The organism is Paracoccus limosus (assembly GCF_009711185.1).
GTDB lineage: Bacteria > Pseudomonadota > Alphaproteobacteria > Rhodobacterales > Rhodobacteraceae > Paracoccus > Paracoccus limosus.
The window spans coordinates 34966-60702 of sequence record NZ_WMIF01000007.1 but is presented as its reverse complement, the minus strand read 5'-3'; the positions used below and the strand labels follow the sequence as shown (position 1 = coordinate 60702).

Below are 25737 nucleotides of genomic sequence, written 5' to 3'. Positions count from 1 at the left end.
AGAGAGGATGAACACCGTGATTCCATCTGCAAGTGCCCGGATAACCGGGCAATGGCTGGTGCGGCTGGGCAGCGGCGATGACGCGGCGGCCTTCGAGGCCGCCCATCCGTTGCAGGCGGTGGCCGGGGCCGATGGCAGCCTGACGGTTGCCGACCCGGATTATGGCCCGGTTCGCTTTCTGCCCGATGGACTGGAGTTTGCAAGGAGAGCGGGTGCGCCCGGCAAGTTGACGATCACGCGCGTCGCCGGCCGGGGAGGGCCGGTTCTGCGCCAGAAACGGGAGGAGTGACTGTTGAAACGAGCCCAATTGTGCGCTGGTGTTGCCGCTGCGGCGATGCTGGCCGCCTCGGCCGCGCTGGCTGCCGACGAAGTCCGCATCATGTGGTATTCCGACGGCAACGAAAATCAGGTCATGGCCGAATTGCTCAAGCAGTTCGAACAGCAGAACCCGGATATCAAGGTGGTTCTGGACAATGTCTCGTATCAGGTCGGGACCGAGCAGCTGCCGATCGCGCTTGAGGCCGGCAAGGGCCCCGATATTGCCCGGACCACCAACCTCAAGGCGCTGTCGCAGCACTGGCTGGACTTGACGCCCTATCTGGCCGACAAGGCCTATTGGGAACAGAACTATGGCGCGCAGGCGGATTGGCTGCGGCCGGACGGATCGAATGCGATCACCGGCTTCATGACCCAGATCACCCTGACCGGCGCCTTTGCCAACAAGACCCTGTTCGAACAGGGCGGCGTGGCGCTGCCCGGTGCCGGCGCGACCTGGGATCAATGGGTCGAGGCCGCAAGCCTGGTCGCGCAAAGCCAGCAATTGCCTGCGGCCTTTTCGCTGGACCGCTCGGGGCACCGGCTGACCGGGCCCAATATCAATTACGGCGCCAATTACATCGCCAGCGATGGCTCGCCCGCGCCGGTGGACGCGGGGGTCAAGACCTTTATCGGCAAGCTGGTCGGCTGGACCGAGGGTGGCCAGAACCTGAAAGATGTCTGGGTCAGCGCGGCCGGCGCCTCGTATCGCACCGCCTCCGAGGATTTCATCAACGCCCAGATTCCGCTGTATTTTTCTGGAAGCTGGCAGGTTTCGAACCTGTCGGGCAAGATCGGCGACAATTTCGACTGGGTCGCGGTCGGCAACCCCTGCGGCAGCAAATCCTGCAGCGGCATGCCCGGTGGCGCCGGGCTGGTGGCGGTGAAATACACCCGGCATCCCGAAGCGGTGGCCAGGTCATGGACTATCTGGCCTCCGAGCCGGTGATGCGGGAATTCACCGAAAGGACGCTGTTTATCCCCTCGAACGCGACGCTGCGCGCGGCGGGCGATCTGAAATACCGCTCGGATGATCCGCAGGTGCAGGCGGCGCTGGCGGTCTTCAACGGTGACGTCAAGAACCTGACCCCCGAGGCGAACCGGCTGCCGGCGTGGAAATGGTCCGCCGCCTATTACACGGCGCTGGTCACGCGCACCGGGCAGGCCATGGCGGGTGAGCTGTCGCTGGACGAGGCATTCGCCCGCATGGACAGCGACATTGCCGAGCAGGTCGCGCAGGCCGGGCAATGACCGGGCCGCACACCCGGTCCATCGGCGCGGTCGTCACCCCGCCGCTTGGCGCGCTGGCAAACCTGCTGGATGTGCCGATGCGCCTGTGGCAGCGCCTGACGGGAAAGGGCGGTTTTCCTGCTGCCGAACATGCTGGTCTTTACGCTGTTCGTCATCGTGCCCCTGGGCATCAACATCGCCTATTCGACGACCGGCGGCACCGATCTGTTCCTGCCCGCACGCAGCTATGTCGGTGGCGACAACTTTGGCCGGCTGCTCAGCTGCGCTGATCACCTGACTCCGGCGACCTGCCGCGACGACCTGTTCTGGGTCGCGGTCTGGAACACGGTGCGCTTCGTGCTGTTGCAGGTGGTGGTGCTGGTCATCGTCGCCATGGCGACGGCGCTGATCCTGAACAGCAAGATCCGCGCGCGCGGTTTCTGGCGGGCCGTGTTCTTCTTTCCGGTGCTGCTGTCGCCGGTCGTGGTCGGGCTGATCTGGAAATGGATATTCCAGCGGCAGGGCCTGCTGAACTATGTGCTGTTTCAGTTCGGCGCCGATCCGGTCAATTGGCTCAATGACCGCGCCTGGGCATTCTTTGCCTCGGTCGGGGTATCGGTCTGGGCGCATGTGGGCTTTTACGCGCTGATCCTGCTGGCCGGGTTGCAGGCCATTCCGCGCGATATCTACGAGGCGGCCGAATTGGATCGCACCTCGCCCGCCCGGGTCTTTCGCCGCATCACCCTGCCGCTTTTGTGGCCGAACCTGCTGGTGGTGATCGTGCTGGCGTTGATCCGCGCCGTGCAGGTCTTTGACGAGGTTTATGTGCTGACCGGCGGCGGTCCCGGCACCTCGACGATGTATCTGACGCAATACATCTATGAAACCGGCTTTGCCTCGGTTCTGCGCAATCCCGGCGTGGCCTCGGCCGCCTCGCTGCTGATGGGGGGTGTGCTGGTGGTGCTGACGCTGGTGCAACTGGGCCTGACCCGCTGGAGGGACCGCAAATGAGACTGATCCCGTTTCTGGCCCGCCGGCGGGGTGGCAAGGGCTGGCACTGGACCGACATCGTCACCTGGGTCTGGCTGGCCGCCGGTCTGGTGGTGATCTTTGGTCCGGCGCTGTGGCTGCTGCTGTCATCCTTCAAGACCCCGGCGCAGCTGGCCGAATTCCCGCTCTCGATCCTGCCCTATGCCAGCCAGACCGCGCTGGTCGAAACCAAGGGCGGACCGAAACAGCTGCCGCTCTTTACCGTCGATCTGCCCGAGGGTGGCACCGCCGTCATGGCGGAACTGAACCGCATCGGCATCATGGCCAACATGGTCCGCCCCGAGGCGCCCGATCAGGTGCTGAAGGTCAATATCGACGCCCGCAAGCCGCTGCGCGAAATGGCATTCGCCACCGAAAACTATACCAAGCCGCTGAAGGAATTCGACTTTGGCCGCTATCTGTGGAACTCGGTCTTTGTCACGGTGGCGGCGACGCTGATCACGCTGATCACCAATTCCATGGCCGCCTTTGCGCTGTCGAAATACGAATTCCGCGGCCGCAACTCGGTCATGCTGATCATCGTGGCGACGCTGATGATCCCGCTGTCGGTGAACCTCGTGCCGCTTTACTCGGTGGTCTCGTGGCTGGGGTTGCTCAACAATCTCTGGGGCGTGATCCTGCCCACGGTGGCGACGCCGACCGGGGTGTTCATGCTGCGCCAATACATGCTGACGATCCTGGACGAGCTGCTTGAGGCTGCGCGCATGGACAAGGCCAGCGAATGGCAGATCTATTGGCGCATCGTGCTGCCGCTGACGGCGCCGGCGCTGGCGGTTCTGGCGATCTTTTCGGTGGTCTGGCGCTGGAACGACTTTCTTTGGCCGCTGATCGTGCTGAGCCGCAAAGAGCTCTTCACGCTGCAGATCGGTCTGAACACATTCGCCGGAAAGCTGAACGTGCAATGGCAGTTCATTCTGGCCATGACCGTCGTGTCGATCATCCCGGTGCTGATCGTCTTCATCTTCCTGCAGCGATTCACCACGGCTGGAATCGCCGGAACCGGACTGAAATAGGGAGGCGCCCCATGGGCCACATCAGGCTGCAAGACATCCGCAAGTCCTTTGGCGGGCTGCGTGCTCAAGGGGATCGACCTTGAGATCAACGAGGGCGAATTCGCGGTCTTCGTTGGCCCCTCGGGATGCGGCAAGTCCACGCTGCTGCGCCAGATCTCGGGTCTGGACCGGCCCAGTTCGGGCCGGATCGAGATCGACGGCCGCGATGTGACGACCGTGGGCGCCGCCGATCGGGGGCCGGCCATGGTGTTCCAGTCCTATGCGCTTTACCCGCATATGACGGTGCGCGACAATCTGGCCTTTGGCTTGCAGAACAACAAGATGCCCAAGGCCGAGATTGCCAGCCGCATCGCCGAGGCCGCGCGGATGCTGGAGATCGGTCATCTGATGGACCGGCGCCCGGCGCAGCTTTCAGGCGGGCAGCGTCAGCGTGTCGCCATCGGCCGGGCCATCGTGCGTGACCCGACCGCCTTTCTGCTGGACGAGCCGCTGTCGAACCTTGACGCCGAGCTGCGCGTCTCGATGCGGGCGGAACTGGCGGCGCTGCATGCCCGGCTGAAGGCCACGATGATCTATGTGACCCATGATCAGGTCGAGGCGATGACACTGGCCGATCGCATCGTGGTGCTGCGCGGCGGTCAGATCGAACAGGTCGCGACGCCGATGGAGCTGTTCAACCGACCCGCCAACCGCTTTGTCGCCGGCTTCATCGGCGCGCCCCGCATGAACTTTCTCAGCATCGACGAAGCGGCGGCGCTGCTGCCCGCCTCGGCGCTGCCGGCGGCGGCCGAGATGGTGGGGATCCGCCCCCAGAACCTGCGTCCGGCCGAAAGCGGCATGGCGCTGACCGTCGATCTGGCCGAGGCGCTTGGCACGGAAACCGTGATCCACGGCCATCTGGCCAGCGGCACCAAGATGATCGTGACCCGCGCAGGCCAGTTGCCCGCGCATCCGGGCGAGTTGCTGCATTTCACCGCCGAACCGGGCAAGCTGCATGTCTTCGACGCCGAAGGCGTGCGCATCGACTTTTGACAGGAGCAGGCCATGACGACACATCCCTTTGACCTGACCGGCCGTGTGGCGCTGGTCACCGGCGCCAATACCGGGATCGGGCAGGCGCTGGCCGTGGCGCTGGCGGCCGCAGGCGCGCATCTGGCGCTGGTCGGCCGTTCGGCGATGGACGAAACCCGCGCCCGGCTGCACGGGCCGGGACAGGTGCATGAAATCCGCGCCGATCTGTCCAGCACCGCGCCGCTGCAATCGGTGGTGGACGAGACGGTGGTGACGCTGGGCGGGCTCGATATCCTCGTGAACAATGCCGGCATTATCCGGCGCGCCGATTCCGTCGATTATACCGAGGAGGATTGGGATGCGGTGATCGGCACCAATCTGAAATCGCTGTTCTTTCTGTCGCAGGCGGCGGGCCGGCATATGATCGCGCAGGGCTCGGGCAAGATCATCAACACCGCCTCGCTCCTGTCCTTTCAGGGCGGCATCCGCATCCCGGCCTATACGGCGGCGAAAAGCGGCGTGGCCGGGCTGACCCGGCTTCTGGCCTGCGAATGGGCGGCCAAGGGCGTGAACGTCAACGCCATCGCGCCGGGCTATATCGAGACCAACAACACCGAGGCTCTGCATCAGGACGAAACGCGCCGCACTCAGATTCTGGAGCGCATCCCGGCAGGGCGCTGGGGCAAGCCCGGTGATCTGGGTGGGGCGGCGGTGTTTCTGGCCTCAAGGGCCTCGGATTACGTTGATGGTGTCGTGCTGCCGGTCGACGGGGGTTGGCTCGCACGCTGATGGCGGCAGTTGGCACGTGAGAACCAGTTCGGGGCGCCGAAGCCGCAGCGATGGGCGCCTTCGGAAATGCGCAGCGGCTGCGGCGCCGAGGTGATGATCTCTTGCGCCAGTTTCAGCCGACGCTGATGCAGGAGCCGGCGAAAGGCGCTGCAACTGCCGGACGCCGATGCTGCCGGCGAATGTCGCAACGGCCCGGCCTCAAAGCCGGGCCCTGTTCAGGCTGGGCGCGGCCATAGTCCTACCGGATCAGTCTGTTGCCGCTCCAGAGGGGTGCCGCTTGTCGTCCGAATCCAGAGGCCGCCCAGCTTCCCCTCTTGTCTGCGGCTCTGCCGCTGGCCATCGTCCTTATGGTCTCGACCAGTCCGCAGGGTGCGCGCGCCCGAGACGGTGTGGTCAGGGGCGGCGCGCGAGGGGCCGGGATTTGCCGAATCCTTTCGGCCCTTTGCTGCTTACTCGGCGGCGAACTGGTTCATGGTATTGGCGTGACCACCCGCCTTCAGCGCGCGATCCCCGGCAACCATTTCCTTGAACGTATCGCCCAGATCCGAGCCGACCTCGTGCTGGTGCTTGACCGCGCTGATGCCGCGCCGGATTTCTTCGCGCTGCACGGTTTTGACATAGGCCAGCATCTTGTCCTCGCCGAAGTAGCCGCGCGACAGCTCGTCGACCGATTTCGCGGTCAGATGGAACGTCGGCAACGTGATCAGGTTGTGGAACACTCCCGCGCGCGCCGCGATATCGGTCTGGAAGCGTTGCAGACGGGCGTCTGCCTCGTGGCCCAGATCGGTCGCGTCGTAATCGGCACGCATCAACTCATTCCCGTCTGGAAAGTCGGCGGGCTTGATCCGCCCCTCGGCCAGCCACTGCGCGCGGACCTGTTTGCGCAGGTTCAGCGTCCAGTTGAAGCTGGGCGAATTGTTATAGGTCAGCTTGGCTTTGGGGGCTGCCTTGCGGATCTCGGCGACCATGCCGGCGATCTCATCGACATTCGGGGTGTCGGTTTCGATCCAGAGCAGGTCCGCCCCGCCGTCGTTCAGGCTGGCGATGCAATCCTCGATCACGCGCTGCCGGCCGGTGCCCTCGCGGAACGGGAACAGGCCGTTGGGCAGCCGCGCGGGTTTCACGAATTCGCCGCCCTGATAGATCGCCAGTTCCCCCTCGCGGATGGGGTTGTCTTCGGTGATCTGCTCGGTTTTCAGCCATTTGATATACTCGCTGGCCAGATCGCCCGGCTGCTGGCTGACCGGCACCTTTTGCGTCAGCCCCGCACCAAGGCTGTCGGTGCGCGCCACGATCACGCCCTGATCGACCCCCAGTTCCTCGAACGCCAGACGGCAGGCGCGCAGCTTTTCGATGAAATCCTCGCGCGGGACGGTGACCTTGCCGTCCTGATGGCCGCATTGCTTGGCGTCCGAGACCTGATTTTCAATCTGCAGCGCGCAGGCGCCCGCCTTGATCAGCTCTTTGGCCAGCAGATAGGTGGCATGTTCATTGCCGAAACCGGCATCGATATCGGCGATGATCGGCACGACATGGCTTTCGAAACTGTCGATGGCGGCAATGGCGCGGGCGCGCTGATCCTCGGTGGTTGCGGCCTTCAGGTCCTTGAACAGATCATTGATCGCCACCTCATCGGCCTGCCGCAGCGAGACATAGATTTCCTGGATCAGATCGGCGACGGCGGTCTTTTCATGCATCGACTGGTCGGGCAGATGGCCCCAGCGATTGCGCAGACCGGCGACCATCCAGCCCGACAGATAGATGTAGGTGCCCTTGGCCGTGCCGCGCAGGCGCTTGACCGCCTTGATCATTTGCTGGGCGTGAAAACCCGACCAGCAACCAAGGCTTTGGGTGAATTTCGACGGATCGGCATCATAGGCCGCCATGTCGGCGCGCATGACGCCGGCCGTCTCGCGGGCGATGTCCAGATGCGTGTCATAGGTGTTTTGCAGCCGAAGCTGCGCGATATCATCGACCGAAACGCCACCGGGCGTCTGACCGGAGGGGTAGCGCGACATCAACTCGGCATGGATTTCCGAAAAAGTCTTGCGGTTCGACATGGGTTTTCCTTTCGTCGGGATGGGGGGTTTCGATTGGGCCACAGGGGCCGCCAAAGGGGGACAGCGTGCGGATTTCGTCCATGCGGATCAGTCCAGCGCGTTCAGCACCGCATAGGCGGGCAAGGTGATGAAATCGGGCAGGATCTCGGCCGTGGCCGCGTTTTGCACGATGCGGGCGGCGCTGGCGTAATGGCCGCGGTGAAAGCCGGTTGGACCCAGCCGGTCGAGGATGCGCACGATCTCGGCCTGCATCAGTTCACCCAGCCATGCGACGGTCAGAGTTCGCGGGCCGGTCGCGGTTTCGACCTCGGCGCCGTGGCGGATCCATTGCCAGAGTTGCGCCCGGCTGATCTCGGCGGTGGCCGCGTCCTCCATCATGTTGTGGATCGGCACCGCGCCGCGCCCTTGCAGCCAATGCGCCAGATATTCGACCGCGACCTCGATGTTCAGCCGCACGCCCGCTTCGGTGATCCGGCCCTGATGCGGCTTCAGCAGCATCGCGGGTTCGATCCGCCATTCCTGACGCGGTTTGCGGATCTGGTTCGGGCCCGTCATTTCGGCGTCAAAGACAGCTTTCGCGACCGGCACCAGATCGGGATGCGCGACCCAGGCGCCGTCAAAGCCCATGCCGACCTCGCGCTGCTTGTCGGCGCGGACGCGGGCAAAGGCTGCGGCATTGGCGGTTTCGTCGCCCCGGACCGGGATTGCCGCCGACATGCCGCCCATGGCGTGGATGCCGCGCCGGTGACAGACCTTGACCAGCCGCGCGGCATAGGTCGCCAGAAAGGCGTCCTCCATCCCGACCTGTGCGCGGTCGGGCAGGATATAGGCCGGATGATTGCGCAGCGTCTTGATATAGCTGAAGATATAGTCCCAGCGCCCGCAATTGAGCCCGGCGATGTGATCGCGCAATTCCCAGATGATCTCATCTATTTCGAAGGCGGCGGGCAGGGTCTCGATCAGCACCGTCGCCTTGATCGTGCCGGGTGCGATGCCCATGCGGTCCTGCGCAAACAGGAACACATCGTTCCAGAACCGCGCTTCGGCGTGGCTTTCCAGCTTGGGTAGGTAATAGAACGGCCCGCGCCCGGTGGCGGCCAAGGCCCGCCCGCAATGAAACAGCGACAGACCGAAATCGAACAGCGCCGCCGAGACCGGGTTGCCGGCGATCAGCACATTGGCTTCGGCCATGTGCAGCCCGCGCGGGCGCACGATCAGCAGTGCGGGATTCGGGCCGACCCGATAGTGCTTTCCATCGACCGCATGCTCCAGGGTGCCATCGCGATAGTCGATCAGATTGGCATGACCCGCGATGATATTGGCAAAGCTGGGCGCGGTGGCGTCCTCGAAATCGGCCATGAACACCCGCGCGCCCGAGTTCAGGGCATTGATCATCATCTTGCGCTCGACCGGGCCGGTGATCTCGACGCGGCGATCTTCCAGCGCGGACGGGATCGGGGCTGCCTGCCAGATGCCCTGCCGGATCTCGCGGGTGTGGGGCAGGTAATCGGGCAGCTCGCCCCGGTCGATACGTTCCTGCCGCCGGGCGCGCGCCACCATCAGAGCGTGCAGGCGCAGGCCAAAGCGCGCCTGCAAGGCCGACAGAAAGGCCAAAGCCTCGGCCGTCAGGACATGATCGGCGCCCGCGACATGGCGCAGGACGACGGGCGAAAGCAGGGGTGCAGGGCGGTCGAGCGGCATGGCGATCTCCTGTGATCTGGTGTAATGTCAGATTAGTAATGTCATGCTGCACATGCATCATGTTCTTGCAGGCATTGGGTGTGCCTGTCCGTCATGTCATGCTGCATCGGCGAAATTTGTAAGGTTTGTCACATGGGACGTTCGGAAAAGCTGATCATCGGGCAACGTCTGCGCGTGCTGCGCCAGTCGCTGGGCCTGACCCAGGCGCAGATGGCGGCCGAACTGGGCGTGTCGCCCAGCTATGTCACTCTGATCGAGGCCGACCAGCGCCCGGCCTCGGCCCGGTTCCTGATGAAACTGGCCGAGGTCTATGATCTGAACATCAGCGAGCTGGCGCCTTCGACCGATGCGCAGCTGGCCGCTGATTTCGCCGCCGCGCTAAAGGATCCGTCGCTGGACGCCGCAGTGCCGCGCACTGAGATCGAGGCGGTGCTGCAAGCTTCGCCGCGCATTGCCAAGGCGTTCCTGCAGCTGCACGACCGCCACCGCGAGGCGCTTTTGCGCCCCCAGGCCGAAGACAATCCGATGACCGACCGCGACAAGGTCGAGGTTCTGGGCCAGACCTCGCGCCCGGTCGAGGCGGTGCGGCAATGGTTCTATCAGCGCCGCAACCATATCGACCCGCTTGACCGCGCCGCCGAGGCTTTGGCTGACGAGCTGGACCTGCACCGCACCGAGCCACATCTGGCGCTGACCGCACGGCTGGCCGCCCATGGCGTCGCCGTGCGTATCCGGCCCGCGCCGGTGATGGGTGACCGGCTGCGCCGCTTTGACCCCGACCGGCATGAGCTATTGCTGTCCGAATTGCTGAGCCAATCCAGCCGCCGTTTCCAGATCGGTGTGCTGCTGGCCCGGCTGGAGCAAGAGCCGCTGATCGCCGCATTGGTCGATGAGGCAGGGCTGCACGACGACGCTGCGGCCCTGATGCGGGTCAGCTTTGCCAACTATTTCGCGGCCGCGTTGATGATGCCCTATGGCCGCTTTCTGGCCGCCTGCGAATCCGCGCGCTACGATGTCGAATTGCTGGGCCACCGCTTTGGCGCCAGTTTCGAGCAATGCGCGCATCGCATGTCGACGCTGCAACGCGACGGGGCGCGCGGCATTCCGTTCTTTTTCGTGCGCGTGGATCGGGCGGGGAACATGTCCAAACGCTTCAGCGCCGGGCGCTTTCCGTTCTCGCGCTTTGGCGGCAGCTGCCCGCTGTGGAACATCCACGCCGCCTTCGAGGCGCCCGACCGGGTGCAGACACAGGTCATCCGCATGCCCGAAGGCGCTAGCTATTTCTCGATCGCGCGGACGGTGACGCGTTCGGGTGGCACCTATGGCCAGCCGGCGCAACGCCACGCCATCGGATTGGGCTGCGACGTGGCCTATGCCCCGCGCCTTGTCTATGCCGACGGCGTGGATCTGGACCGGACGGTGCCGGTGGACATCGGCTTGAACTGCTATCTGTGCGAACGCCCCGACTGCGCAGCCCGCGCCCATGCCCCGATCAACCGCCGCCTGCGCGTGAATGAACGCGAGCGCAGCCTGGCGATCTTTGATTTCGAGGCGCGGGGATAAGGGATTTGGTCGGTAGTCGGTCCGGCCCGCGAAGCTGTCCTTCGCGCATCTGGCTTTTGCACATGGCAGGACGGACAGGCCGCTACCGCGCTCCGGTTTGCCCCCGGCCATGGTGGCACGGCGGGGGCGGCTGACCGGTTCGGTGTGCCGCCCAACTTGAAGGTATAGATCCAGCTCGCGCGGCGCGGGTAATCGTTACGCTCATGCCCGCCAGTTCAAGCGCTGCTCATTGAATACGCTTATTTAATTCTAGGGAAAGGCGCTGGAACGCCAGGCGATCAGCTGGGCAGGGGAAACTGCGCTTTCTGTTCCTTCATCCATTCTCTTGACGTGCATCCGTATCGGGCCCGGAAGGCCCTGCCGAAATAAGTCAGATCCCCAAATCCGTTATCGAGCGCGGCTTGCGTGACCGTAGCGTTACGTTGGGCCAAGGCGCTGGCTGCTCCTTTCAGCCGCTGTTCGAGGACCGTCTTGGAGAAAGTCGTTCCCCGCTCGGCAAAAATCGACTGGATGGTGCGGGGTGAGATACGGAAACGGGCCGCGACACACTTGACGGAAAGATTGGGGTCCAGACTTCTTTTGGCGACATAGCGCACGATCGCGTCCTGAAACGCTCGGTGAGCGCGTTCATCGCCAGCGCCATCTGCGGGTGTCGCATCAGAGACCGCAAGGCCGATGAGTTGCGCCAGCGTTTCGGAAAGCGTCAGCGACGCTTGCGGCGACGCATCCTGCGTGCAGCGCATGAGCGCGCGCATATGGCTGATCGCAAGCTCTCCGAATGGCGCGCGGCCGCTGATCTGCCGTGCGGTCACGGATCGGGGATCGCCGATCAGCGGCGACATCAGCGATACCGGAATGCGGAAAGACAAGGTCTGGAACGGGTCCACGAAATCCAGGCGATAGGGCCGGGTCGTATCGACCAGATAGAAGTTCCCGGGCTCGGCCGTCAGATATCTGCCATCCTGCTCGACATGGCATTTGCCGGAGACCTGCATATTGGCAAAGAAATAGGTGTCGTCGCGGCGCCTGATCTCATTCTTGCCACGGGTGATCGTCTGGGCAAACGAGCGCAGGTTGGCGGCGTTCACATCCGCCAGCTCATGCAGCACAACCTTGCTGCCATTGTCGCCGGATTCGGACGGGCGCGTGGACAGGGCGGTGAATGCCTCGCACAGCACCTCGCGCCAGTAGGCGAAGCGATCCTCATGCGACAGCGAATGAGTCTCCCACGTTTTCACGGCAACGGCCCTTGTTGGTGCAGGGGGCAGGACAGGCGCATCGGCAAGATTGTAACAGTCCAGTGTTTGCATCAATCTTTTTCTGGGCGTGCCGGCGCGGTGCCGTGAGGATGCATGTTCTCGCGTCAGCAGGGCGTTGCCATGGGCCGGGCATCTGCCGCCCGCGGGTCGGCCCGGACGGATACCGGCGCGGCCAGCGGCTTCGGACGCATTGCGCGATAGGCCGATTTGTCATGCACGTCAGGCCGAGTATGGCGCAGCCACTCTGATTAGGCTTCGGGTTATCGGGGCAAAGATCCCCGTCTCAGGGAGTATAAAAATGTCGATCGATTTCCGCCCAAGCGCGGACCAAACCGCGCTGCAACAAGGCGCGCGCGCCTTTGCCCGGGACGTGCTGAGCCAGGTTGCCGAAACCATCAGGCCGCTGCAAAAGCCTGAGGACCGCTGCCTTGCGACCAAGCCGTTCTATGCCAAGATGGCCGAGGCGGGCTTCGTCCATGCCCTTTTCCCGACCGAATACGGTGGCACGGGCATGAGCACATTGGATTTCGCGCTGGCCGCAGAAGAGCTTGCGTCGGTGGACATCAACGTCCCCACGACGCTGCTTGCGACCGGGCTGGGCATTGAGCCGATCCTGCATTACGGCACCGATGCGCAAAAGCGCAAATGGATCGGCGAGATCCTCGCAGACCCGGCCGAGCGGCTAGCCTGCTTTGCCTTCACGGAAGTCGGCGGCGGCGCCAATTTCGACTGCCCCGATCCTGCTGCGGGCGTGCAGACCTTTGCACGTCGCGAAGGCGATGAATGGGTGATCAACGGCGCCAAGCATCACATCACCAATGGCAGCGGCTGGGATGGCAAGGGCGCCCATCTGCTGACGGTCGTATGCCGGACCGACATGAGCAAACCGCCCTCCGAGTCTCTGGCGGTCATCATTGTTCCGGGCAACACGCCGGGCGTCGAAACGGTCGGCCATCTGGACATGATGGGCCATCGGGCGGTGATCTCGCCGCGCGTCCACTTCAACGAGGTGCGGGTTCCGGTCGAAAACATCATCGGCAGGCCCGGTGACGGTCAGGCGATCTGCAATACCTCGTTCTCATGGACGGCGGCGGTGATCGGCGCGGCCTGCACCGGGGTCATGCGTGCGGCCTTTGACATCGCCTATGATTTCGCCAGAACCGACAAGCGCTCGGGCACGGTTCCGGTGATCGAGCATCAGAATGCCGGCTACATGCTGGCCGACATCAAGACGCGGATCGAGGCTGCGCGCTATCTTACATGGAAGGCGTGTCATCAGTTCGACATCAGCGAGACCAAAAGCGACGAGCTGGCGATCATGACCAAGATCTATTCCTCGGAACTTTGCGTGCAGGTGGTTTACGATGCCATGCGGCTGGTGGGCGTGAACAGCTATTGCGACCTGTCGCCCCTGCCGGGGCTGATGCAGGATGCGCTGTGTTTCCCGCTTTATGACGGTGGAAACATGGGCGTGCGCCGGCGGCAATTGCACACTAAGTTCAAGGCAGCCGATTATGATCCGATGGCTTCTGCCGAAGCGCGGTTCTGAAGCTGGCTCTCCGATGGTGCGCGCCTGATTGATCGGCGGGATCGAAGGCCATGCTGGGGCAGAGGGTTTCCTTGCGCCGGTCTCCGGCGCAAGGCGACAGCAGCGGGCGGGGGCAAGAAGGATGAGCGGTTAATCTGCTTCAGGCCGGCAAGGCGCGCGGCGCGATCCTGAAATACCTATACCGGCGGGTGATCTCGCGATCGAAGGGGTGGAGCGGACGCTTCGCCCCTTTGGCTGAAGGCCGTGGGGCGTCATGATCCGGCGTTTCCGGCGATCCGCATATCTGGTGCAGTAACGCGCTCCGTTTTAACGGGAGGCGTCGGCAGTCATTTACACGGCTCAATCCCTTTTATGGACCGCGACAGAGCCCAAACATTCCGTGCCGGGCGCGCCGCCTCGGGCCTCGGATGCCGACCCAAGACCCACGCCTTGCGGCGTCACTGGCTGTAGGAGCTGTCCGGGGCGGGTGTCGTCGTGGTCGGGACCGGTTCGGCGATACCCCCGGCCTTGGTTTCGGGCGCGGCGGGGGATTCGATGCGGCCGACATCGCTTTCCTTGACCGGGTCGGCGCCCATCCACCAGACCAGCGCGATCACGGCCACGGCCAGAGCGACGATGATGCCGGTGATCGCGGCCGGATGGCGGCGCGCGGCGCGCTTGGGATCGGTGTTGAAGGACATGACGGATCTCCTTTCTGCAGCCGTCAAAAGATCCCGGTTACATAAAGCAGGATGATGACGACGATGGGCACGCCTAAAAACCAGGCGATCAGACCTTTCATGACGGACTCCGTTGATGATGGGGGTTGCGGGCTTGTGGCTCGGCGGGTCTGGGCTTGTCCTGCGCAGCGGCGGGTTCACGCCGCTCGCGCTCCATCCCGGCGGGATAGGTGCCGCGTTCCTGTGGCGGCTGCCGGGGCGGGGGCCTTGCGTCCTTGGGGGTGGTCTGCATCGCTTCTCCTCCTGGGTGGGGGCGCTATTCGGAATCAACCGCGCAGGGCGGGGAAAGTTCGCAAAAAACTTGCGCCTGCCCCAATCGCAAGGGCCGAAACCGCGCCGGGCGCTGGAACATCCGCCGCAGCCGCCGGTTCCATCTCGCGCTTATGGCATGGCCCAGAGCAGGAGGAGGAAAAGATGCCAAACCGAAGTTATGACGACCGTGGCCGCAGCTCGGCCTATGGCGATGACCGCCCCAGCGGGCGCGGCGGCTGGGGCTATGACCGCGATCCGGCCTATGTCTCGCACCGGGATCGCGGCTACCGGGACGCGGAGGCCCGCGCCCTTGACGACGACCGCCGTCACCCCGGCGATTGGGACGGGTGGGACGCGGGTTATCGCGACGATGCGCGCTATTCGCGTCAGGCCGAGACCTCGGGTCGCCCTGCTGCCTATGGCGATGAACGCGGCAATTGGCGCGACGCCGGCCGGCCCGAGGGGACGGGCCAGCCCGCCATGGGCGCGCATCGCGGCAAGGGCCCCAAAGGCTATGTCCGCAGCGACGAGCGCCTGCGCGAGGACGTCTGCGACCGGCTGATGGACGACGATCAGCTTGACGCCTCGGAGATCGAGGTCAGCGTGGAAAAGGGCGAGGTCACCTTGCAGGGGCATGTCGACAGTCGTGCGGCCAAGCGCCGGGCCGAGGATTGCGCCGAGGCTGCGGTCGGTGTCAGCCATCTGCAGAACAACCTGCGTGTGCGCAGCGCATCGGGCCAGCCGTCCGGCGACGGCCCGCAGGCCTGACGGCAGGGGGATGCGCCCGACCGGGCGGGGCCGACCATGGCGTGCGCCTTTGGTCGCCAAAGTGCTGCCCGTGATCCTGCCCCTGATGCGCTTTCATGCGGCGGCCCGCGCGCTGCGATCGTCGCGCTCGGGCATGCAGGAATTCCTCGGCGTGATCTCCTTCTGACGAGCCTCTTCTGTCGCGCTTGCGGCATGTCGCCTAGATGTCCCCGGCCAATGTTCCGCAGGCCGATAGCTTCGGCACGCGACCCGGTGCGAGCGGGTTTGGAAATGTCGGATCGTTGCGCTAAGCTTCTCATGTTCGTTAGGGAAATTGCCTCAAGATGCCTGTAACGCCTCCGCCGAGGCGTGGTTCAGCGCGCGAAAGGCACCGCAGCGAGTGGGACAGGTGATGCACGACCAGAGCGAAGATCCCGGCACGGGCGCCGAACTGGACAAGGCCTTGGCCAAGCTTCTGGAGCAGACCCGCAAGGAGGCGATCTCGCCGCGCCTGCGCGAACTGGCCGAGCAATTGGCCAAGGCCATCGGCAAGGGCCGCACCTGATCCCACCGCGCCAATTCGCCGCCAGCGGGAAAAGAACGGAACCCTGACCCGCCGCCGGTTCTTTCTTCATGGAGAGCGGGGAGGCATTCCATGAGGGAGGAAATCCTCGAACAGATCCCGGGATTGCGGGCCTATGCGCGCGTCCTGTGCCGGTCCGCTCCGGATGCCGAGGATCTGGTTCAGGACACCTTGCTGCGCGCCATCGAATATGCCGACAGCTTCCGGCCGGGCAGCAACCTGCGCGCCTGGCTGTTTACCATCATGCGCAACCGCTTTTATACCAATTGCCGCAAGAGTGCCCGCGAACGGACCGGGCGCGCGGATTGCGTTTCGGAGCAGCCGGGGGTTCCGGCGGGGCAGGACTGGCACATGCAGACGCTGGAGCTGCATTCCGCCCTGCGCGAGATGCCGGCGCATTACCGCGATGCCATCGTGCTGGTTGGCGCCTTGGGCGAAAGCTATCTTGAGGCGGCGCGCGTGCTGGATTGCGACATTGGCACCATCAAAAGCCGCGTGAACCGGGCGCGGCAGATGCTGCGCCGGGTGCTGGAGCCCGAGCTTTAGCGCCGCTCCGGTCGCGATTTCAGAAACATTCCCCGCCTCTCAGGTTCGCATGCCCCACGCCGCATTGCGCAAAGGCGGAGGGGAGAGCAGGCGCGTCACAACCACCGCTCTGGCCTTGCTAATCGGCCACCGTCTCGCGCAGGGTCCGGGCCAGCTGGCCAAAGCTGTCGGCGATGGCCAGTTCCAGCGCCAGCCCCTCGGCCTCGACGGCGCCGGGATCCTCTTGCCCGTCCTGCAGCACCCGGCGTTCGTCCAGCCAGTCCAACACCCGTTGCAGGCCCGGCCTGTCCAGCAGGTGGGGCAGGGCAGCCAGCAGTTTCGCGCAGGCGATGGCGTGCGCCTCGGTCGGGTCGATCCGTTCGGTCATCTCGCTGTTCCTTTCGTGGCGGTTGCTGGTCCCTCTTGCAGGGCTACTCGCGCGGCGGTGCGATTGTTCCTCAGCTGCGAAAATTTAGGCGGGCGCGAGGCCGGGCGGAACCGCCCTACGCAAGTTTCCCGATCCCGTTGCAGCGGAGGGAATGATGACGGGTCGCAACGACACATCGACGGGGCGGCGCGGAAGCATTCCCGCGCCGGTGGTTCAGCCGCATCGGTTTGGCGGTCGCCAGCGCCGATAAGCGCGAAGGCGCGGAGGTGGCGATGGCCTATCTGGACGAACATTCCGATGCCAAGGATATTGCAGCCCCGGTGCGCGATGTCGGATGCAAGTGCCTGCTTTTCGGGAGGATCTGGCCAGGACCTCGCATTTCCGCCATGTTGTGGCCGAGCCCATCTGCCGTGCGATCATCAACATAGCCGTGAGCAATTCGGAAAATCCCAATCCCCGGCTTGTGGCCTATGCCGAGACCAAGCCCGCGCGGCATTCGTGTCAAAACGGTGGCTCCGGGCGCGATCTGGACGCCGCTGATCCCGGACAGCATGCCCTGCGACAAGGTCAGCTATTTGGCGCGATCCGATGCAGCGGCCGGTCGAGCTGGCCTCGGCCCATGTCATGCTGGCCGAGCCGATGTCGAGCTCTGTCTCGGGCGCGGCCGTCGCGGTGACCGGCGAGATGCCGATGTGAAGGGCGCCTGACTGTCGCGGTCAGGCCGCCTCGTTCTGCAGCAGCGCCTCGATATAGCGCAGCGCGGCCAGGGCCATGTCCGGGTTCACGCGGGTTGCCCCGGCACCCTCGGCCTCGCGGCCCGAGGCGATGCGGGCCAGATGGCGGCGCAGGGTTTCGACGGACAGCGTGCCGTCCTGCCGCAGGGCGGCAATGGCGATCTGGCCGACGGTAAAGGCCGCCATATCGGGATTTGCCACATATTCCAGAGCCCGGCGGTGTGACCGCATCGTGGATGGCTCGCTCATCAATCCCTCCCTGAATCGCTAGGGTGACAGGTCATAAAATCCTCACGACGAAGCGGGTCGGCATGCAACCGATCCGGGTATTCGCATGCCCCCAGTCTCGGGTCTAGGACATGCCGGTTGGCTCCGTCATACTCCGATTGGCGTATGTAGCCCGGTTTTCATGCACGGCCGCAATGATGCGGTCCAGGATCAGGTCGCTGCGCTGGTAAAACACCAGCTCGCCCGCATCGGCCACCGGCTCGACTGTCAGCATCGGGTTCGCCCGCTCCAGCTGGCGGCATGAGGCCGGATCGACACCGGGATCCCCGAGCGGCGCCATATAGCGCATCGGAATGGGCAGAGCGCGCAGCAGCGCCGCCAGCGGATGGCGCGACATCTGCAATTCCCGGACAAAGGTGACATGGCCCTGTTTCAGCAGATGCTCGCAGGCGTTGCGGATCAGGGCCGACCAGTCGGGGTTGCGCACGGTCTGCTGATTGATCGGCGTGTTGCGATAGGCGCGGTCCAGATACCAGTCCAGCCCGTGCTGGCGCATCATGCGGTGCCCGGACTTGGCCAGAAGCTCGACCACCCAGGGCGTGCTGCCTGCCAGTTGCAGCATCGTGTGCTGGATGCCGGGCAGCTGTGGAATGCCCGAGGGGTCGATGCTGCTGGAATAGCCCACCGCGATGATCTGGTAAAAGCGTGCGGGATTGGCCACCGCCTCGATCACCAGCGGCACGGCACCGCTGGCCAGCCCGACGCCCAGACAGGGCCCGCCCACGACCTGATCCAGAAAGGCGCGCAGGGCGACCAGATTGTCGCTGACCACGTCCAGCCCCGGGTCCATGCTGCTGTTGCCGTAACCGGGCCGCGACGGGACATAAAGGCAGATGTCGGCCTCGCGCAGGCGGGCCTCGCCCTCGCGCGGCAACAGATAGGCCATGGGCAGGCCGCGCAGGAACAGCACTGGCGTGCCCTGCCGCGCCCCCATCCAGGTCCAGGCGATCTGGCGCCCGTCGGCCAGCGTGATGCGCCTTTCGCGGCCCAGCGGATCGTGCCAGACCGGCGCCTCGCCGCGCAGCCCGACATGTTCGCGGCTGGCGATCATCGCCAGAAGCCGCATCAGGTCGATGTTCGTGGGCGCGCCCATCTTGGCCATGATCGTCTTGATCTGGGTGCGCACGGTCAGCCGCGACACGCCGCGCTGCGCCGCGATGGAATCGATGTTGCGCAGGCGAAAGAACTGGTGGGCGACCTCGGCCTCGGCCGGGGTCAGGCCGAAGGCCTGCTGCAGCCGGTCGGCGATGCGCGCGCCCCAGGCGATTTCCAGCGAGCGGATGGCGACATGGGCGCCGCTTTGCCCCGGCATGCGGATCAGATAGCCCTCGGCCAGAAACGAGGCGCCGTGATCGCCATTGGCTGGCAGGATGGTCAGGATCGCCTGCGCCGCATTGCCCTGGCCCGTGGCGGCCCGCAGCAGCGCGCGATAATCGTCAAGGGAATCGGCGGCGATGACGGAGGTGTCGAGGAAACCGCCCTGCCGCCCGCCAAAGGCGTGCTCGCCGGCGATGTTGATGACCGCGATATTGCCGTTCGGCGACAGCACCATCGCCGGCCCCGGCACCTCCGAGACCGCCAGCTTCAGCGGGTCGCTGCCCGCCGGCAGGTCCAGCTTTTCCAGCGTGTCGCGAAAGGTCAGAAGCTGGCCAAAGAGGCGGCTCGACACTTTGGGATGTTCAGGACCCGCGCCGGGCAGCGCCAGCTTGGTTTCCCAATTCGCCATCATCTCCTCGAAGGCATTCTCGTCGAGGATCGAGCGATAGGTGCTGGCGATGATGTCGAGGTCGATGTCATCATCCGAACCCCGGCCGTCGCTGAGCTCGGGCGACAGAAAGAACTGCTGATCGGCCAGCGGCGTCCGTGGTTTCGGATCGGGCAAGGATGGTCCTTTCGCAGGAAAGTCCACGCAGCCTTGCATGGCGCCGGGGCAAATTCAATCTGGACGGGTGATCTGCCGCCCGGCGGGGCGGGGGGCGTACTGCGGGGGCGATAGACGGTCGCGTCAAAGACGAACCATCGTTCCGGCAGGCGCTTCATGGTGCCGTCGGCCTTGGCCTCGGCGATCCATTCGGTTCCAGCTCGCCCAGGACCTGATCCGCTGGCCCGGCAATGGCGGCTAGCCCATGCTGTGCCGCCAGATGGCGTGGCGGATGCGGGCCTGTTTGTAGGCGTCGAAAACGGCCATGGCCCAGACGAAGATGCCGCCGGCATGTCGCCCGACCAGCGACACCCCCGGCGCTGCGGTCAGCAGGGTGAACCCGCCCAACAGGCCGATGAAGAACAGGAAGGTCAGGCCGCGCAGTGGTTGGCCGTTCCAGACCTGCCCCGAGCAGGGCAGCAGGATGGCCGAAGCCAGCACGAGATAAGGATTGGGCGGTGCCTTCATGCGGTGGCCCCCAGAATATCCGCGCGCATGGCACGCAGGGCCAGCACCAGAGGATCCAGATCTGCCGGATCCATGGCCCGCCGCCCCATGTCGGATTCGCGAAACAGCAGATAGCGGGCGCGGTCGGCCTCTTCGGCCAGCCAGGTGATACGCAACCCCCGGGGCGAAAGCACCAGTTCCTTGACGCGCGCATCCTGAAACAGCGTGGCATGGCGGGCCAGCAGCGCGGCTTCGGCCAGCGTCAGCGGGTGCTCGCTGCGCAGGGCGGCATCGGGGGGAAATGCGGCGGTCAGTGCAGTCTGATGCGGCAGGCGATCAAAGCTGGAAAAGGGCTCGATCCCGGTCGGACGCATCATCAGGTTGATACGCTGGCGCAGGGGCAGGGGCTCGGGCAGCGTGACGAGCAGCCACAGCACGGGCAGTTTGCGCCATGTCAGCGTGTCGGGCACGGCCTGCAGATCCAGTTTCAGCCCCGCCCTGCGGCCCGAGGCGCGGGCAAAGCCTGTCGCCGCCACCGCCTGCTGCCGATCCTGCAACTCGATGTGGTCAAGCCATCCGGCCCGCGCCCTGCGCCGGTCCCGGTCATCGGCGATGAGGCGCAGGGCCAGCCATGCCAGTCCTGCGCCCGTCGCCGTCATCAACAGCGGGATCATTGTCTCAATACCCGCGCGGTTTGGGCCAAGGCATGGTGAACTGCGCGCCCCGGTTCACAAAGCGGTAGCGCCAGAAATGGAACCACAGAGAGACGACGATATAGAAGGTGATCATCGCGACCAGCTGTGTGCCATAGCCCAGAAACACCGCAAAGAAGGCCAGACCGCAGAGTCCCAAGAGGACGATGGCGGGTAGCGGGTGGAACGGATGCTCATAGCCGCGCTTGATGGTGTCGAGCGGCCATTTGCGGCGGAACAGGATGATGTTCAGCGGCATGAAGGTGTATTCCAGCAGCCCCGACAGGATCGAGAAGGTCACCACCTGATCCAGTGGCGCCCCCAGCGCAAAGATCAGCGCGATCGGCACCAGGAATATGATCGAGCGATAGGGCGTGCGGTATTTCGGATGCACCGCCCCGAACCAGCCCGGCAGGTAGCGGTCGCGCCCCATGGCGAACCACGCCCGGCTGGCGTCGTTGATGCAGCCATTGGCCGAGGCGAGCGTTGCAAACAGCGTGCCGATGCCCAGAAACACCATCAGCGCAGGCGAGCCTGACAGCCGCGCGGCGTCAAACAGCGGCACGCCCGACTGGCCCAGATACTCCCACGGCATCAGCCCGGCGCAGACATACCATGTCAGCGTGGCGGCAATGGCCAAGGTCATCACACCGGCCAGCGTGCCAAAGGGCAAGGCGCGGGCGGGGCTGCGCACCTCTTCGGCGGCTTGGGTCGTGCCCTCGATGCCCAGATAGAACCACAGCCCGAAATGCATCGCCGCCAAGACGCCCAGCCAGCCATAGGGCAGCGCCGCCTCGGCAGCCAGCAGATCGGCATGGCGCAGCGGTCCGGCGCCAAAGATCCCCGCCGTGGTCAGAAACAACACCACGACCGCCGTGAAGGCGATGGCGGTGATGACCAGATTGAAGGTCAGCGTCGCCAGAACGCCGCGATAGTTCAGTCAGGCCAGGAACATGATGGCAAGGATGATGAAGGGCCGCTGATCGACGCCGCCCTGATGCCCGGTCATCGTGGCCACGGTATCGACCAGAAAGCCCACGGTGATCGCATTGGCCGCCTCCAGCATCGTATAGGCAAAGACCAGATACAGGCCGACGTTGAAGGCCATCAGCGGTCCGACGATATGCTTGGCCTGCGTGTATTGCCCACCCGCTGCGGCGACCGTCGATGTCACCTCGGAATCGATCATCGCAACACAGGTATAAAGGATGCCCGCGAACCAGCAGGCGATCAGCGCGGCATAGGCGCCGCCCTTTCCCACGGCAAAGTTCCAGCCCATATATTCGCCGACCAGAACGATGCCGACCCCCAGCGCCCAGACATGCGCCGGGCCCAGCACGCGGGCCAGCCCGACGTGCTCGTGATTTTCTGCTTGTGCCATGTTATCCCCGATGCTGTTCTTCGGTCAGGGCTTCCAGCTCGCCTTCGCGCGACGAGGTCAGGAACTCCTCGTCATAGGCCCTGTCCGTCCGAAACCAGTCGATGGCGATGAAAAGGCCGAAAGCCGCCGAGGCTGCCCAGGCCGCGAGTTCGAGGTAATCCCAAAGGTCCATGACGGCCCTATCCTCCGAACCGCTCGGCGATCACCTCGCGATATTCCTTTTCGGAAAAGCGCAGCAGGATCGCGTAATAGCCGACGATGACGACGATCATGGCAATCAGCGCCCCGATCGAAAAGCTGTAGTCGAAACGGGCGGTGATCATCTCGCTGGCCGAGGCCGGATCGGAAAAGCCCAGCTTTTGCCATTGCTCGACCATGACCGGGTTCTGCCCAAGGCTTTCCCAGCTGGTCCCGGCCCTCGGCTGCGGCACCTTGGACGAGCCGGCCATGCCCATCCAAAGCGGGATATAGAGCGCGCCGATCGCCATGATCAGCAGCACGATGACATCGATCACCTGCCCCAGCTTGCCCTGCACGGGCGGACGATAGCGTGTCATGGCCGGCGCTCCTGTTTCAGGGCCCGCGCTGCATCCAGAAACTGGATATCGAGCCCATACATGAAGTCGCGGTCCTCGCGGTAATGGCGCAGCATGGCCATGATCGCCGCGGTGTTGAACAACAGCACCACGCTGCCCCCGACCAAAAGCACGGTCCGCGCGGTGCCGCTGGGGGCCAGCGACCAGGTGGCCCATGCGACGAAGATGATTGAAAACCAGAGTCCCAGGACAAAGGCCCAGGCAACCGCCATGTCGCGACGATGCATGACCTCGATCCGGCAAGCCAGATCCGACACGTTACTTCCTCCCCTAGAGGTCCGATTCTTGAGTCGGATAGCGCGCCCGGACCAAGCTTTAGTTTCTTATCCGACAACTTATTTTCCTGATGGAAAATCGTGCACGGCTTTCTGTCAAGAAATTTATCCGCTGCAGTTGCAGCGGTGCGCGTGGTCTGGCGCAGCAATCGACGCCGGAGGCAGGGTTCAGAACCGTCGGATTTCCCGGGAATTCTAGCGCAGCGGGATCAGCGCGCGGGGCTGGTGACCCGGACGGAGTTCGGGGGGACAGCATTGCGCAACGCGCGAATGGTGTCGCAGTCCAAAGGCAGACCCGGTTCGGGCCGGGATGTCGGGCGGGAATCACCCTCGTGCTGGCGGCACCCGCCGGGTCCCGACAGGAGGCGGTGAACAGGACCGGGGAGCGTCAGCAGGCCGGCGCAGAATCTGCAACCAGACCAGCAGGCACCGGTCAGGATCATGTCCCGGGACGCCGCCGCGCGGCGCCCCGGAGCCTTGGTCAGAACCGCAGGCTGGTGGTCAGGAAAAAGCTGCGGCCGGGTTCGGGATAGCCCTCGACCAGCGCGTAATCCCGGTCAAAGACGTTGCGGACCCCGAACAGCACCTCGGCCTGGTCGCTGATCGTCCATGCGAAATCCAGATTTGCCAGCGTAAAGCCGCCCATGCGGCTATAGGCGATGGCGGCGGGATCCTCGGGCTGGATGGCACTTTCCGATAGCCGCGAGCTGGCGACCTGCAACGAGGGCGAGACGGTCAGCGCGGGCATCGCCTGCCAGTCCAGCCGCAGATAGGCATTGTGGCGCGGCGTGTTGGTCGGGCGGTAATCGGCCCGCAGCGGATCGGTGATCGTGCGGTGCAGCCAGGTGTAATTTGCCATCAGCGTCAGGCCATCGGTCAGCTGCCAGTTCGCGGCCAGTTCAAGACCTTTATAGACGCCATCGCCGACATTGCGGTTCTGGGTGATCTGGTCGCCTTCGTCATCCAGCGCGCCGGTCGGCACCGATTGGATCATGTCGCGGACCTTGCTGTAGAACAGCGCCGCCTCGATGGTTGCGGGGCCAAGATCGCCGCTATAGCCCAACTCGGCATTCAGTGCGCGTTCCGATTTCAGGTCCGGGTTTGGCACGGCGGTGCCAAAGCGGGTGCTGTAGCGGTCAAAGAGCGTCGGGAACCGCGTACGCGACGACAGGCTGGCATGGTATTCGCCAAGGTCGCCCGGCTGCCAGATCGCCGCCAGCTGCCAGTTCACCGCATCCGAGCTGCCGGTCGGCAGGCCGGCGTCATCCTCGGTCCGGTCGGCGTCCAGCACACGCGCCTTGTCATAGCTGAGGCCGGCGACGACGCGCAGATCCTCGCGCAGCCGCCAGGTATCCTCCAGCGCGACGGACCAGGTTTCCTCTTTGCTGATCTCGGCCGGATCGGCACTGCCGCCAAGTCCCGGCTGCGAGAACTGGATGGATTCGTGCCGGTCGCGGCGGAAATGCGCTGCGCTGCGCAGGGTGTGATCGCCCAGATCGGCCCCCGCCTCGAGGCTCAGGCCCCATGACCGGTCCTTGTAGCGGCTGTCAAAGCTGCGCCGTTCGGTCTGGGCGGAATGGGTATAATCATCCCAGGCCGACAGCAGGTTGTCGAAGCGGTTGTAGTAGGCCTTGGTCTTCAGATAGCCGCCGCCCAGATCGGTATGCGAATAGAAGGCAAGGCTGTCGATGTCCCATTCCGGCCAGGTCCAGTCGCGCTGCCAGCTTTGCCCCTCGGCCGGGGGTTCGGTCAGGCCGCGGATCGGTTGGTCGACGTTATAGGGCGCGTTCTTCTGGCCGGTCTGGCGGGTATAGCTGAGGACATATTCGTCGGTGGCATTCGGCGTCCAGCCCGCTTTCAGGTTCAGACGGGAATCGTCGCTGTCGGAATAATCGCGCAGGCCCGCGCCCTGTTGCGGGCGAGGCTGGTAATCACGCGACAGGTAAAAACCGTCGTTGTCGCGCTTCAGATAGCTGCCCTGCAGCCAGAACTGGTCGCGCTTCATGCCCAGCGACAGATAGCCGGTGCGCGCGGTGATGTCGCCGCGATTGCCGGCCTCGACGCCCAGCCGGGCCTCGCCTTCGAAGGGTTGCGTGGGCTGGCGGGTGACCAGGTTGATCGCGCCGCCCATGCCACCCGGCCCGTTCAGCACCGAAACATAGCCTTTCTGAATCTGGATTTCGGCCAGATCGGGCGTCAGGAAGCGGCCATAATCCAGCCGGTTGTCGGCGGGCAGATAGACCCGGATGCCATCGATCGACAGCGGCACCTGAAAGCGGTCAAAGCCGCGCACATAGACCAGCCGCTCATTGCGGCTGCCGCCGGTGTTGCCGATCGCGACCCCCGGCACCACGGCCAGCGCATCATCCAGCGTCTGCCGGTTCTGCCGGGCGATCTGTTCGGCATCGACCGTGCTGGCGGTGCCGCCCTGCGCATCGGCGCGGCTTTTGATCACCACCGTGCCCAGCGTGAATGCGCGGCCGGGCTCGGCCGCCGCGTCCTGCGCCTGACCCGCCCCCGGCACCAGCCCGGCCAAGGCCAGCGCGAATATCCCCATCATCCCTCGAAATGCCATCCGTCCCTCTCACGAATCGTTATGTTTGCATGAACATATCGTGAAAAGCGGGGCCGATCCTAGGGGCCTCGGTG

At 64.8% G+C, this 25737-nt stretch carries 27 protein-coding genes; 12 read left to right on the top strand and 15 right to left on the bottom strand.

Annotation, left to right across the window (positions count from 1 at the left end; all coding sequences use genetic code 11):
- Nucleotides 1–7: 7 nt before the first annotated feature.
- From GL279_RS19140 to kduD, 7 genes are all read left to right on the top strand, one after another.
- The gene (locus tag GL279_RS19140; RefSeq protein WP_170293933.1) at nucleotides 8–289 is read left to right on the top strand and encodes a hypothetical protein; all 282 of its coding nucleotides are present in this window, start codon (nucleotides 8–10) and stop codon (nucleotides 287–289) included.
- Nucleotides 290–292: 3 nt separating this feature from the next.
- Nucleotides 293–1264, top strand: a complete 972-nt coding sequence (locus tag GL279_RS06930) for an ABC transporter substrate-binding protein (RefSeq protein ID WP_211371269.1) — start codon at nucleotides 293–295, stop codon at nucleotides 1262–1264.
- The gene (locus tag GL279_RS19255; RefSeq protein ID WP_211371268.1) at nucleotides 1237–1566 is read left to right on the top strand and encodes a hypothetical protein; all 330 of its coding nucleotides are present in this window, start codon (nucleotides 1237–1239) and stop codon (nucleotides 1564–1566) included. The genes GL279_RS06930 and GL279_RS19255 overlap by 28 nt, the downstream gene beginning before the upstream one ends.
- 129 nt (nucleotides 1567–1695) lie before the next feature.
- A complete protein-coding gene (locus tag GL279_RS06925; RefSeq protein ID WP_246175216.1) occupies nucleotides 1696–2556 on the top strand; it encodes a carbohydrate ABC transporter permease in 861 nt (286 codons plus the stop codon).
- A complete protein-coding gene (locus tag GL279_RS06920; protein ID WP_155063896.1) occupies nucleotides 2553–3608 on the top strand; it encodes a carbohydrate ABC transporter permease in 1056 nt (351 codons plus the stop codon). Before GL279_RS06925 ends, GL279_RS06920 begins: the two co-directional genes overlap by 4 nt.
- A 60-nt stretch (nucleotides 3609–3668) precedes the next feature.
- Nucleotides 3669–4640 (top strand): ABC transporter ATP-binding protein, encoded by a 972-nt coding sequence (locus GL279_RS06915; protein WP_343039732.1) that lies wholly within the window; start codon nucleotides 3669–3671, stop codon nucleotides 4638–4640.
- A 12-nt stretch (nucleotides 4641–4652) separates the two neighbouring features.
- Complete coding sequence (gene kduD, locus GL279_RS06910; protein WP_155063895.1) at nucleotides 4653–5408, top strand: 2-dehydro-3-deoxy-D-gluconate 5-dehydrogenase KduD; 756 nt, start codon at nucleotides 4653–4655, stop codon at nucleotides 5406–5408.
- 449 nt (nucleotides 5409–5857) lie between these two features.
- Here kduD and GL279_RS06905 read toward each other — a convergent pair whose 3' ends face one another.
- Together GL279_RS06905 and aceB are read right to left on the bottom strand one after the other, a co-directional pair.
- Entirely contained in the window at nucleotides 5858–7468 is a 1611-nt protein-coding gene (locus GL279_RS06905; protein WP_155063894.1) for an isocitrate lyase, read from the bottom strand.
- An 87-nt stretch (nucleotides 7469–7555) separates the two neighbouring features.
- The gene (gene aceB, locus GL279_RS06900; RefSeq protein WP_155063893.1) at nucleotides 7556–9169 is read right to left on the bottom strand and encodes a malate synthase A; all 1614 of its coding nucleotides are present in this window, start codon (nucleotides 9167–9169) and stop codon (nucleotides 7556–7558) included.
- A 132-nt stretch (nucleotides 9170–9301) separates the two neighbouring features.
- Here aceB and GL279_RS06895 point away from each other — a divergent pair, with 132 nt between their 5' ends.
- Nucleotides 9302–10732 (top strand): helix-turn-helix domain-containing protein, encoded by a 1431-nt coding sequence (locus GL279_RS06895; RefSeq protein WP_155063892.1) that lies wholly within the window; start codon nucleotides 9302–9304, stop codon nucleotides 10730–10732.
- 278 nt (nucleotides 10733–11010) lie between these two features.
- Here the strand turns inward: GL279_RS06895 and GL279_RS06890 are convergent, their stop codons facing one another.
- Complete coding sequence (locus GL279_RS06890; protein ID WP_155063891.1) at nucleotides 11011–12042, bottom strand: AraC-like ligand-binding domain-containing protein; 1032 nt, start codon at nucleotides 12040–12042, stop codon at nucleotides 11011–11013.
- A 247-nt stretch (nucleotides 12043–12289) separates the two neighbouring features.
- Here GL279_RS06890 and GL279_RS06885 point away from each other — a divergent pair, with 247 nt between their 5' ends.
- Nucleotides 12290–13540 carry an acyl-CoA dehydrogenase family protein gene (locus tag GL279_RS06885; RefSeq protein WP_155063890.1) on the top strand — a complete coding sequence of 417 codons (1251 nt, stop codon included), beginning with the start codon at nucleotides 12290–12292 and terminating at the stop codon, nucleotides 13538–13540.
- Between the two features lie 437 nt (nucleotides 13541–13977).
- Here the strand turns inward: GL279_RS06885 and GL279_RS06880 are convergent, their stop codons facing one another.
- Nucleotides 13978–14220: a hypothetical protein gene (locus tag GL279_RS06880; protein WP_155063889.1), complete on the bottom strand. Its 243-nt coding sequence runs from the start codon at nucleotides 14218–14220 to the stop codon at nucleotides 13978–13980.
- A gap of 453 nt (nucleotides 14221–14673) precedes the next feature.
- Between GL279_RS06880 and GL279_RS06875 the strand changes: the two genes are divergently transcribed.
- From GL279_RS06875 to GL279_RS06865, 3 genes are all read left to right on the top strand, one after another.
- A complete protein-coding gene (locus tag GL279_RS06875; RefSeq protein WP_155063888.1) occupies nucleotides 14674–15279 on the top strand; it encodes a BON domain-containing protein in 606 nt (201 codons plus the stop codon).
- Nucleotides 15280–15670: 391 nt separating this feature from the next.
- Entirely contained in the window at nucleotides 15671–15823 is a 153-nt protein-coding gene (locus GL279_RS06870) for a hypothetical protein (RefSeq protein ID WP_155063887.1), read from the top strand.
- 90 nt (nucleotides 15824–15913) lie between these two features.
- On the top strand, nucleotides 15914–16387 hold the full coding sequence (locus GL279_RS06865; protein WP_155063886.1) for a sigma-70 family RNA polymerase sigma factor: 474 nt from the start codon (nucleotides 15914–15916) through the stop codon (nucleotides 16385–16387).
- Between the two features lie 118 nt (nucleotides 16388–16505).
- Here the strand turns inward: GL279_RS06865 and GL279_RS06860 are convergent, their stop codons facing one another.
- The 11 genes from GL279_RS06860 to GL279_RS06820 form a co-directional block, all read right to left on the bottom strand.
- Nucleotides 16506–16754: a hypothetical protein gene (locus GL279_RS06860; RefSeq protein ID WP_155063885.1), complete on the bottom strand. Its 249-nt coding sequence runs from the start codon at nucleotides 16752–16754 to the stop codon at nucleotides 16506–16508.
- A 716-nt stretch (nucleotides 16755–17470) separates the two neighbouring features.
- Nucleotides 17471–17737 (bottom strand): hypothetical protein, encoded by a 267-nt coding sequence (locus GL279_RS06855; RefSeq protein WP_155063884.1) that lies wholly within the window; start codon nucleotides 17735–17737, stop codon nucleotides 17471–17473.
- 103 nt (nucleotides 17738–17840) lie between these two features.
- Complete coding sequence (locus GL279_RS06850; RefSeq protein WP_155063883.1) at nucleotides 17841–19658, bottom strand: bifunctional helix-turn-helix transcriptional regulator/alpha/beta hydrolase; 1818 nt, start codon at nucleotides 19656–19658, stop codon at nucleotides 17841–17843.
- Between the two features lie 237 nt (nucleotides 19659–19895).
- Nucleotides 19896–20165, bottom strand: coding sequence for a hypothetical protein (locus GL279_RS06845; protein ID WP_155063882.1), 270 nt, complete (start codon nucleotides 20163–20165; stop codon nucleotides 19896–19898).
- Nucleotides 20162–20818 carry a hypothetical protein gene (locus GL279_RS06840; RefSeq protein WP_155063881.1) on the bottom strand — a complete coding sequence of 219 codons (657 nt, stop codon included), beginning with the start codon at nucleotides 20816–20818 and terminating at the stop codon, nucleotides 20162–20164. The genes GL279_RS06845 and GL279_RS06840 overlap by 4 nt, the downstream gene beginning before the upstream one ends.
- Nucleotides 20819–20822: 4 nt before the next feature.
- Nucleotides 20823–21776 carry an APC family permease gene (locus tag GL279_RS06835; RefSeq protein ID WP_281348970.1) on the bottom strand — a complete coding sequence of 318 codons (954 nt, stop codon included), beginning with the start codon at nucleotides 21774–21776 and terminating at the stop codon, nucleotides 20823–20825.
- Nucleotides 21777–22217 (bottom strand): permease, encoded by a 441-nt coding sequence (locus tag GL279_RS19390; RefSeq protein ID WP_246175215.1) that lies wholly within the window; start codon nucleotides 22215–22217, stop codon nucleotides 21777–21779.
- Between the two features lies 1 nt (nucleotide 22218).
- Nucleotides 22219–22389, bottom strand: coding sequence for a hypothetical protein (locus GL279_RS19135; RefSeq protein ID WP_170293932.1), 171 nt, complete (start codon nucleotides 22387–22389; stop codon nucleotides 22219–22221).
- 7 nt (nucleotides 22390–22396) lie between these two features.
- Nucleotides 22397–22774: a hypothetical protein gene (locus GL279_RS06830; protein ID WP_155063880.1), complete on the bottom strand. Its 378-nt coding sequence runs from the start codon at nucleotides 22772–22774 to the stop codon at nucleotides 22397–22399.
- A complete protein-coding gene (locus GL279_RS06825) occupies nucleotides 22771–23070 on the bottom strand; it encodes a hypothetical protein (protein WP_343039731.1) in 300 nt (99 codons plus the stop codon). Before GL279_RS06825 ends, GL279_RS06830 begins: the two co-directional genes overlap by 4 nt.
- Before the next feature lie 499 nt (nucleotides 23071–23569).
- Entirely contained in the window at nucleotides 23570–25648 is a 2079-nt protein-coding gene (locus GL279_RS06820) for a TonB-dependent receptor plug domain-containing protein (RefSeq protein ID WP_155063879.1), read from the bottom strand.
- Nucleotides 25649–25737: the final 89 nt, after the last annotated feature.

Coding starts and splice junctions, on each gene's coding strand:
- GL279_RS19140 (WP_170293933.1), top strand. CDS start 8: ATGAACACCGTGATTCCATCTGCAAGTGCCCGGATAACCGGGCAATGG.
- GL279_RS19255 (WP_211371268.1), top strand. CDS start 1,237: ATGGACTATCTGGCCTCCGAGCCGGTGATGCGGGAATTCACCGAAAGG.
- GL279_RS06925 (WP_246175216.1), top strand. CDS start 1,696: ATGCTGGTCTTTACGCTGTTCGTCATCGTGCCCCTGGGCATCAACATC.
- GL279_RS06920 (WP_155063896.1), top strand. CDS start 2,553: ATGAGACTGATCCCGTTTCTGGCCCGCCGGCGGGGTGGCAAGGGCTGG.
- kduD (WP_155063895.1), top strand. CDS start 4,653: ATGACGACACATCCCTTTGACCTGACCGGCCGTGTGGCGCTGGTCACC.
- GL279_RS06905 (WP_155063894.1), bottom strand. CDS start 7,468: ATGTCGAACCGCAAGACTTTTTCGGAAATCCATGCCGAGTTGATGTCG.
- aceB (WP_155063893.1), bottom strand. CDS start 9,169: ATGCCGCTCGACCGCCCTGCACCCCTGCTTTCGCCCGTCGTCCTGCGC.
- GL279_RS06895 (WP_155063892.1), top strand. CDS start 9,302: ATGGGACGTTCGGAAAAGCTGATCATCGGGCAACGTCTGCGCGTGCTG.
- GL279_RS06890 (WP_155063891.1), bottom strand. CDS start 12,042: ATGCAAACACTGGACTGTTACAATCTTGCCGATGCGCCTGTCCTGCCC.
- GL279_RS06885 (WP_155063890.1), top strand. CDS start 12,290: ATGTCGATCGATTTCCGCCCAAGCGCGGACCAAACCGCGCTGCAACAA.
- GL279_RS06880 (WP_155063889.1), bottom strand. CDS start 14,220: ATGTCCTTCAACACCGATCCCAAGCGCGCCGCGCGCCGCCATCCGGCC.
- GL279_RS06875 (WP_155063888.1), top strand. CDS start 14,674: ATGCCAAACCGAAGTTATGACGACCGTGGCCGCAGCTCGGCCTATGGC.
- GL279_RS06870 (WP_155063887.1), top strand. CDS start 15,671: ATGCACGACCAGAGCGAAGATCCCGGCACGGGCGCCGAACTGGACAAG.
- GL279_RS06865 (WP_155063886.1), top strand. CDS start 15,914: ATGAGGGAGGAAATCCTCGAACAGATCCCGGGATTGCGGGCCTATGCG.
- GL279_RS06860 (WP_155063885.1), bottom strand. CDS start 16,754: ATGACCGAACGGATCGACCCGACCGAGGCGCACGCCATCGCCTGCGCG.
- GL279_RS06855 (WP_155063884.1), bottom strand. CDS start 17,737: ATGAGCGAGCCATCCACGATGCGGTCACACCGCCGGGCTCTGGAATAT.
- GL279_RS06845 (WP_155063882.1), bottom strand. CDS start 20,165: ATGAAGGCACCGCCCAATCCTTATCTCGTGCTGGCTTCGGCCATCCTG.
- GL279_RS06840 (WP_155063881.1), bottom strand. CDS start 20,818: ATGATCCCGCTGTTGATGACGGCGACGGGCGCAGGACTGGCATGGCTG.
- GL279_RS19390 (WP_246175215.1), bottom strand. CDS start 22,217: ATGGCACAAGCAGAAAATCACGAGCACGTCGGGCTGGCCCGCGTGCTG.
- GL279_RS19135 (WP_170293932.1), bottom strand. CDS start 22,389: ATGGACCTTTGGGATTACCTCGAACTCGCGGCCTGGGCAGCCTCGGCG.
- GL279_RS06830 (WP_155063880.1), bottom strand. CDS start 22,774: ATGACACGCTATCGTCCGCCCGTGCAGGGCAAGCTGGGGCAGGTGATC.
- GL279_RS06820 (WP_155063879.1), bottom strand. CDS start 25,648: ATGATGGGGATATTCGCGCTGGCCTTGGCCGGGCTGGTGCCGGGGGCG.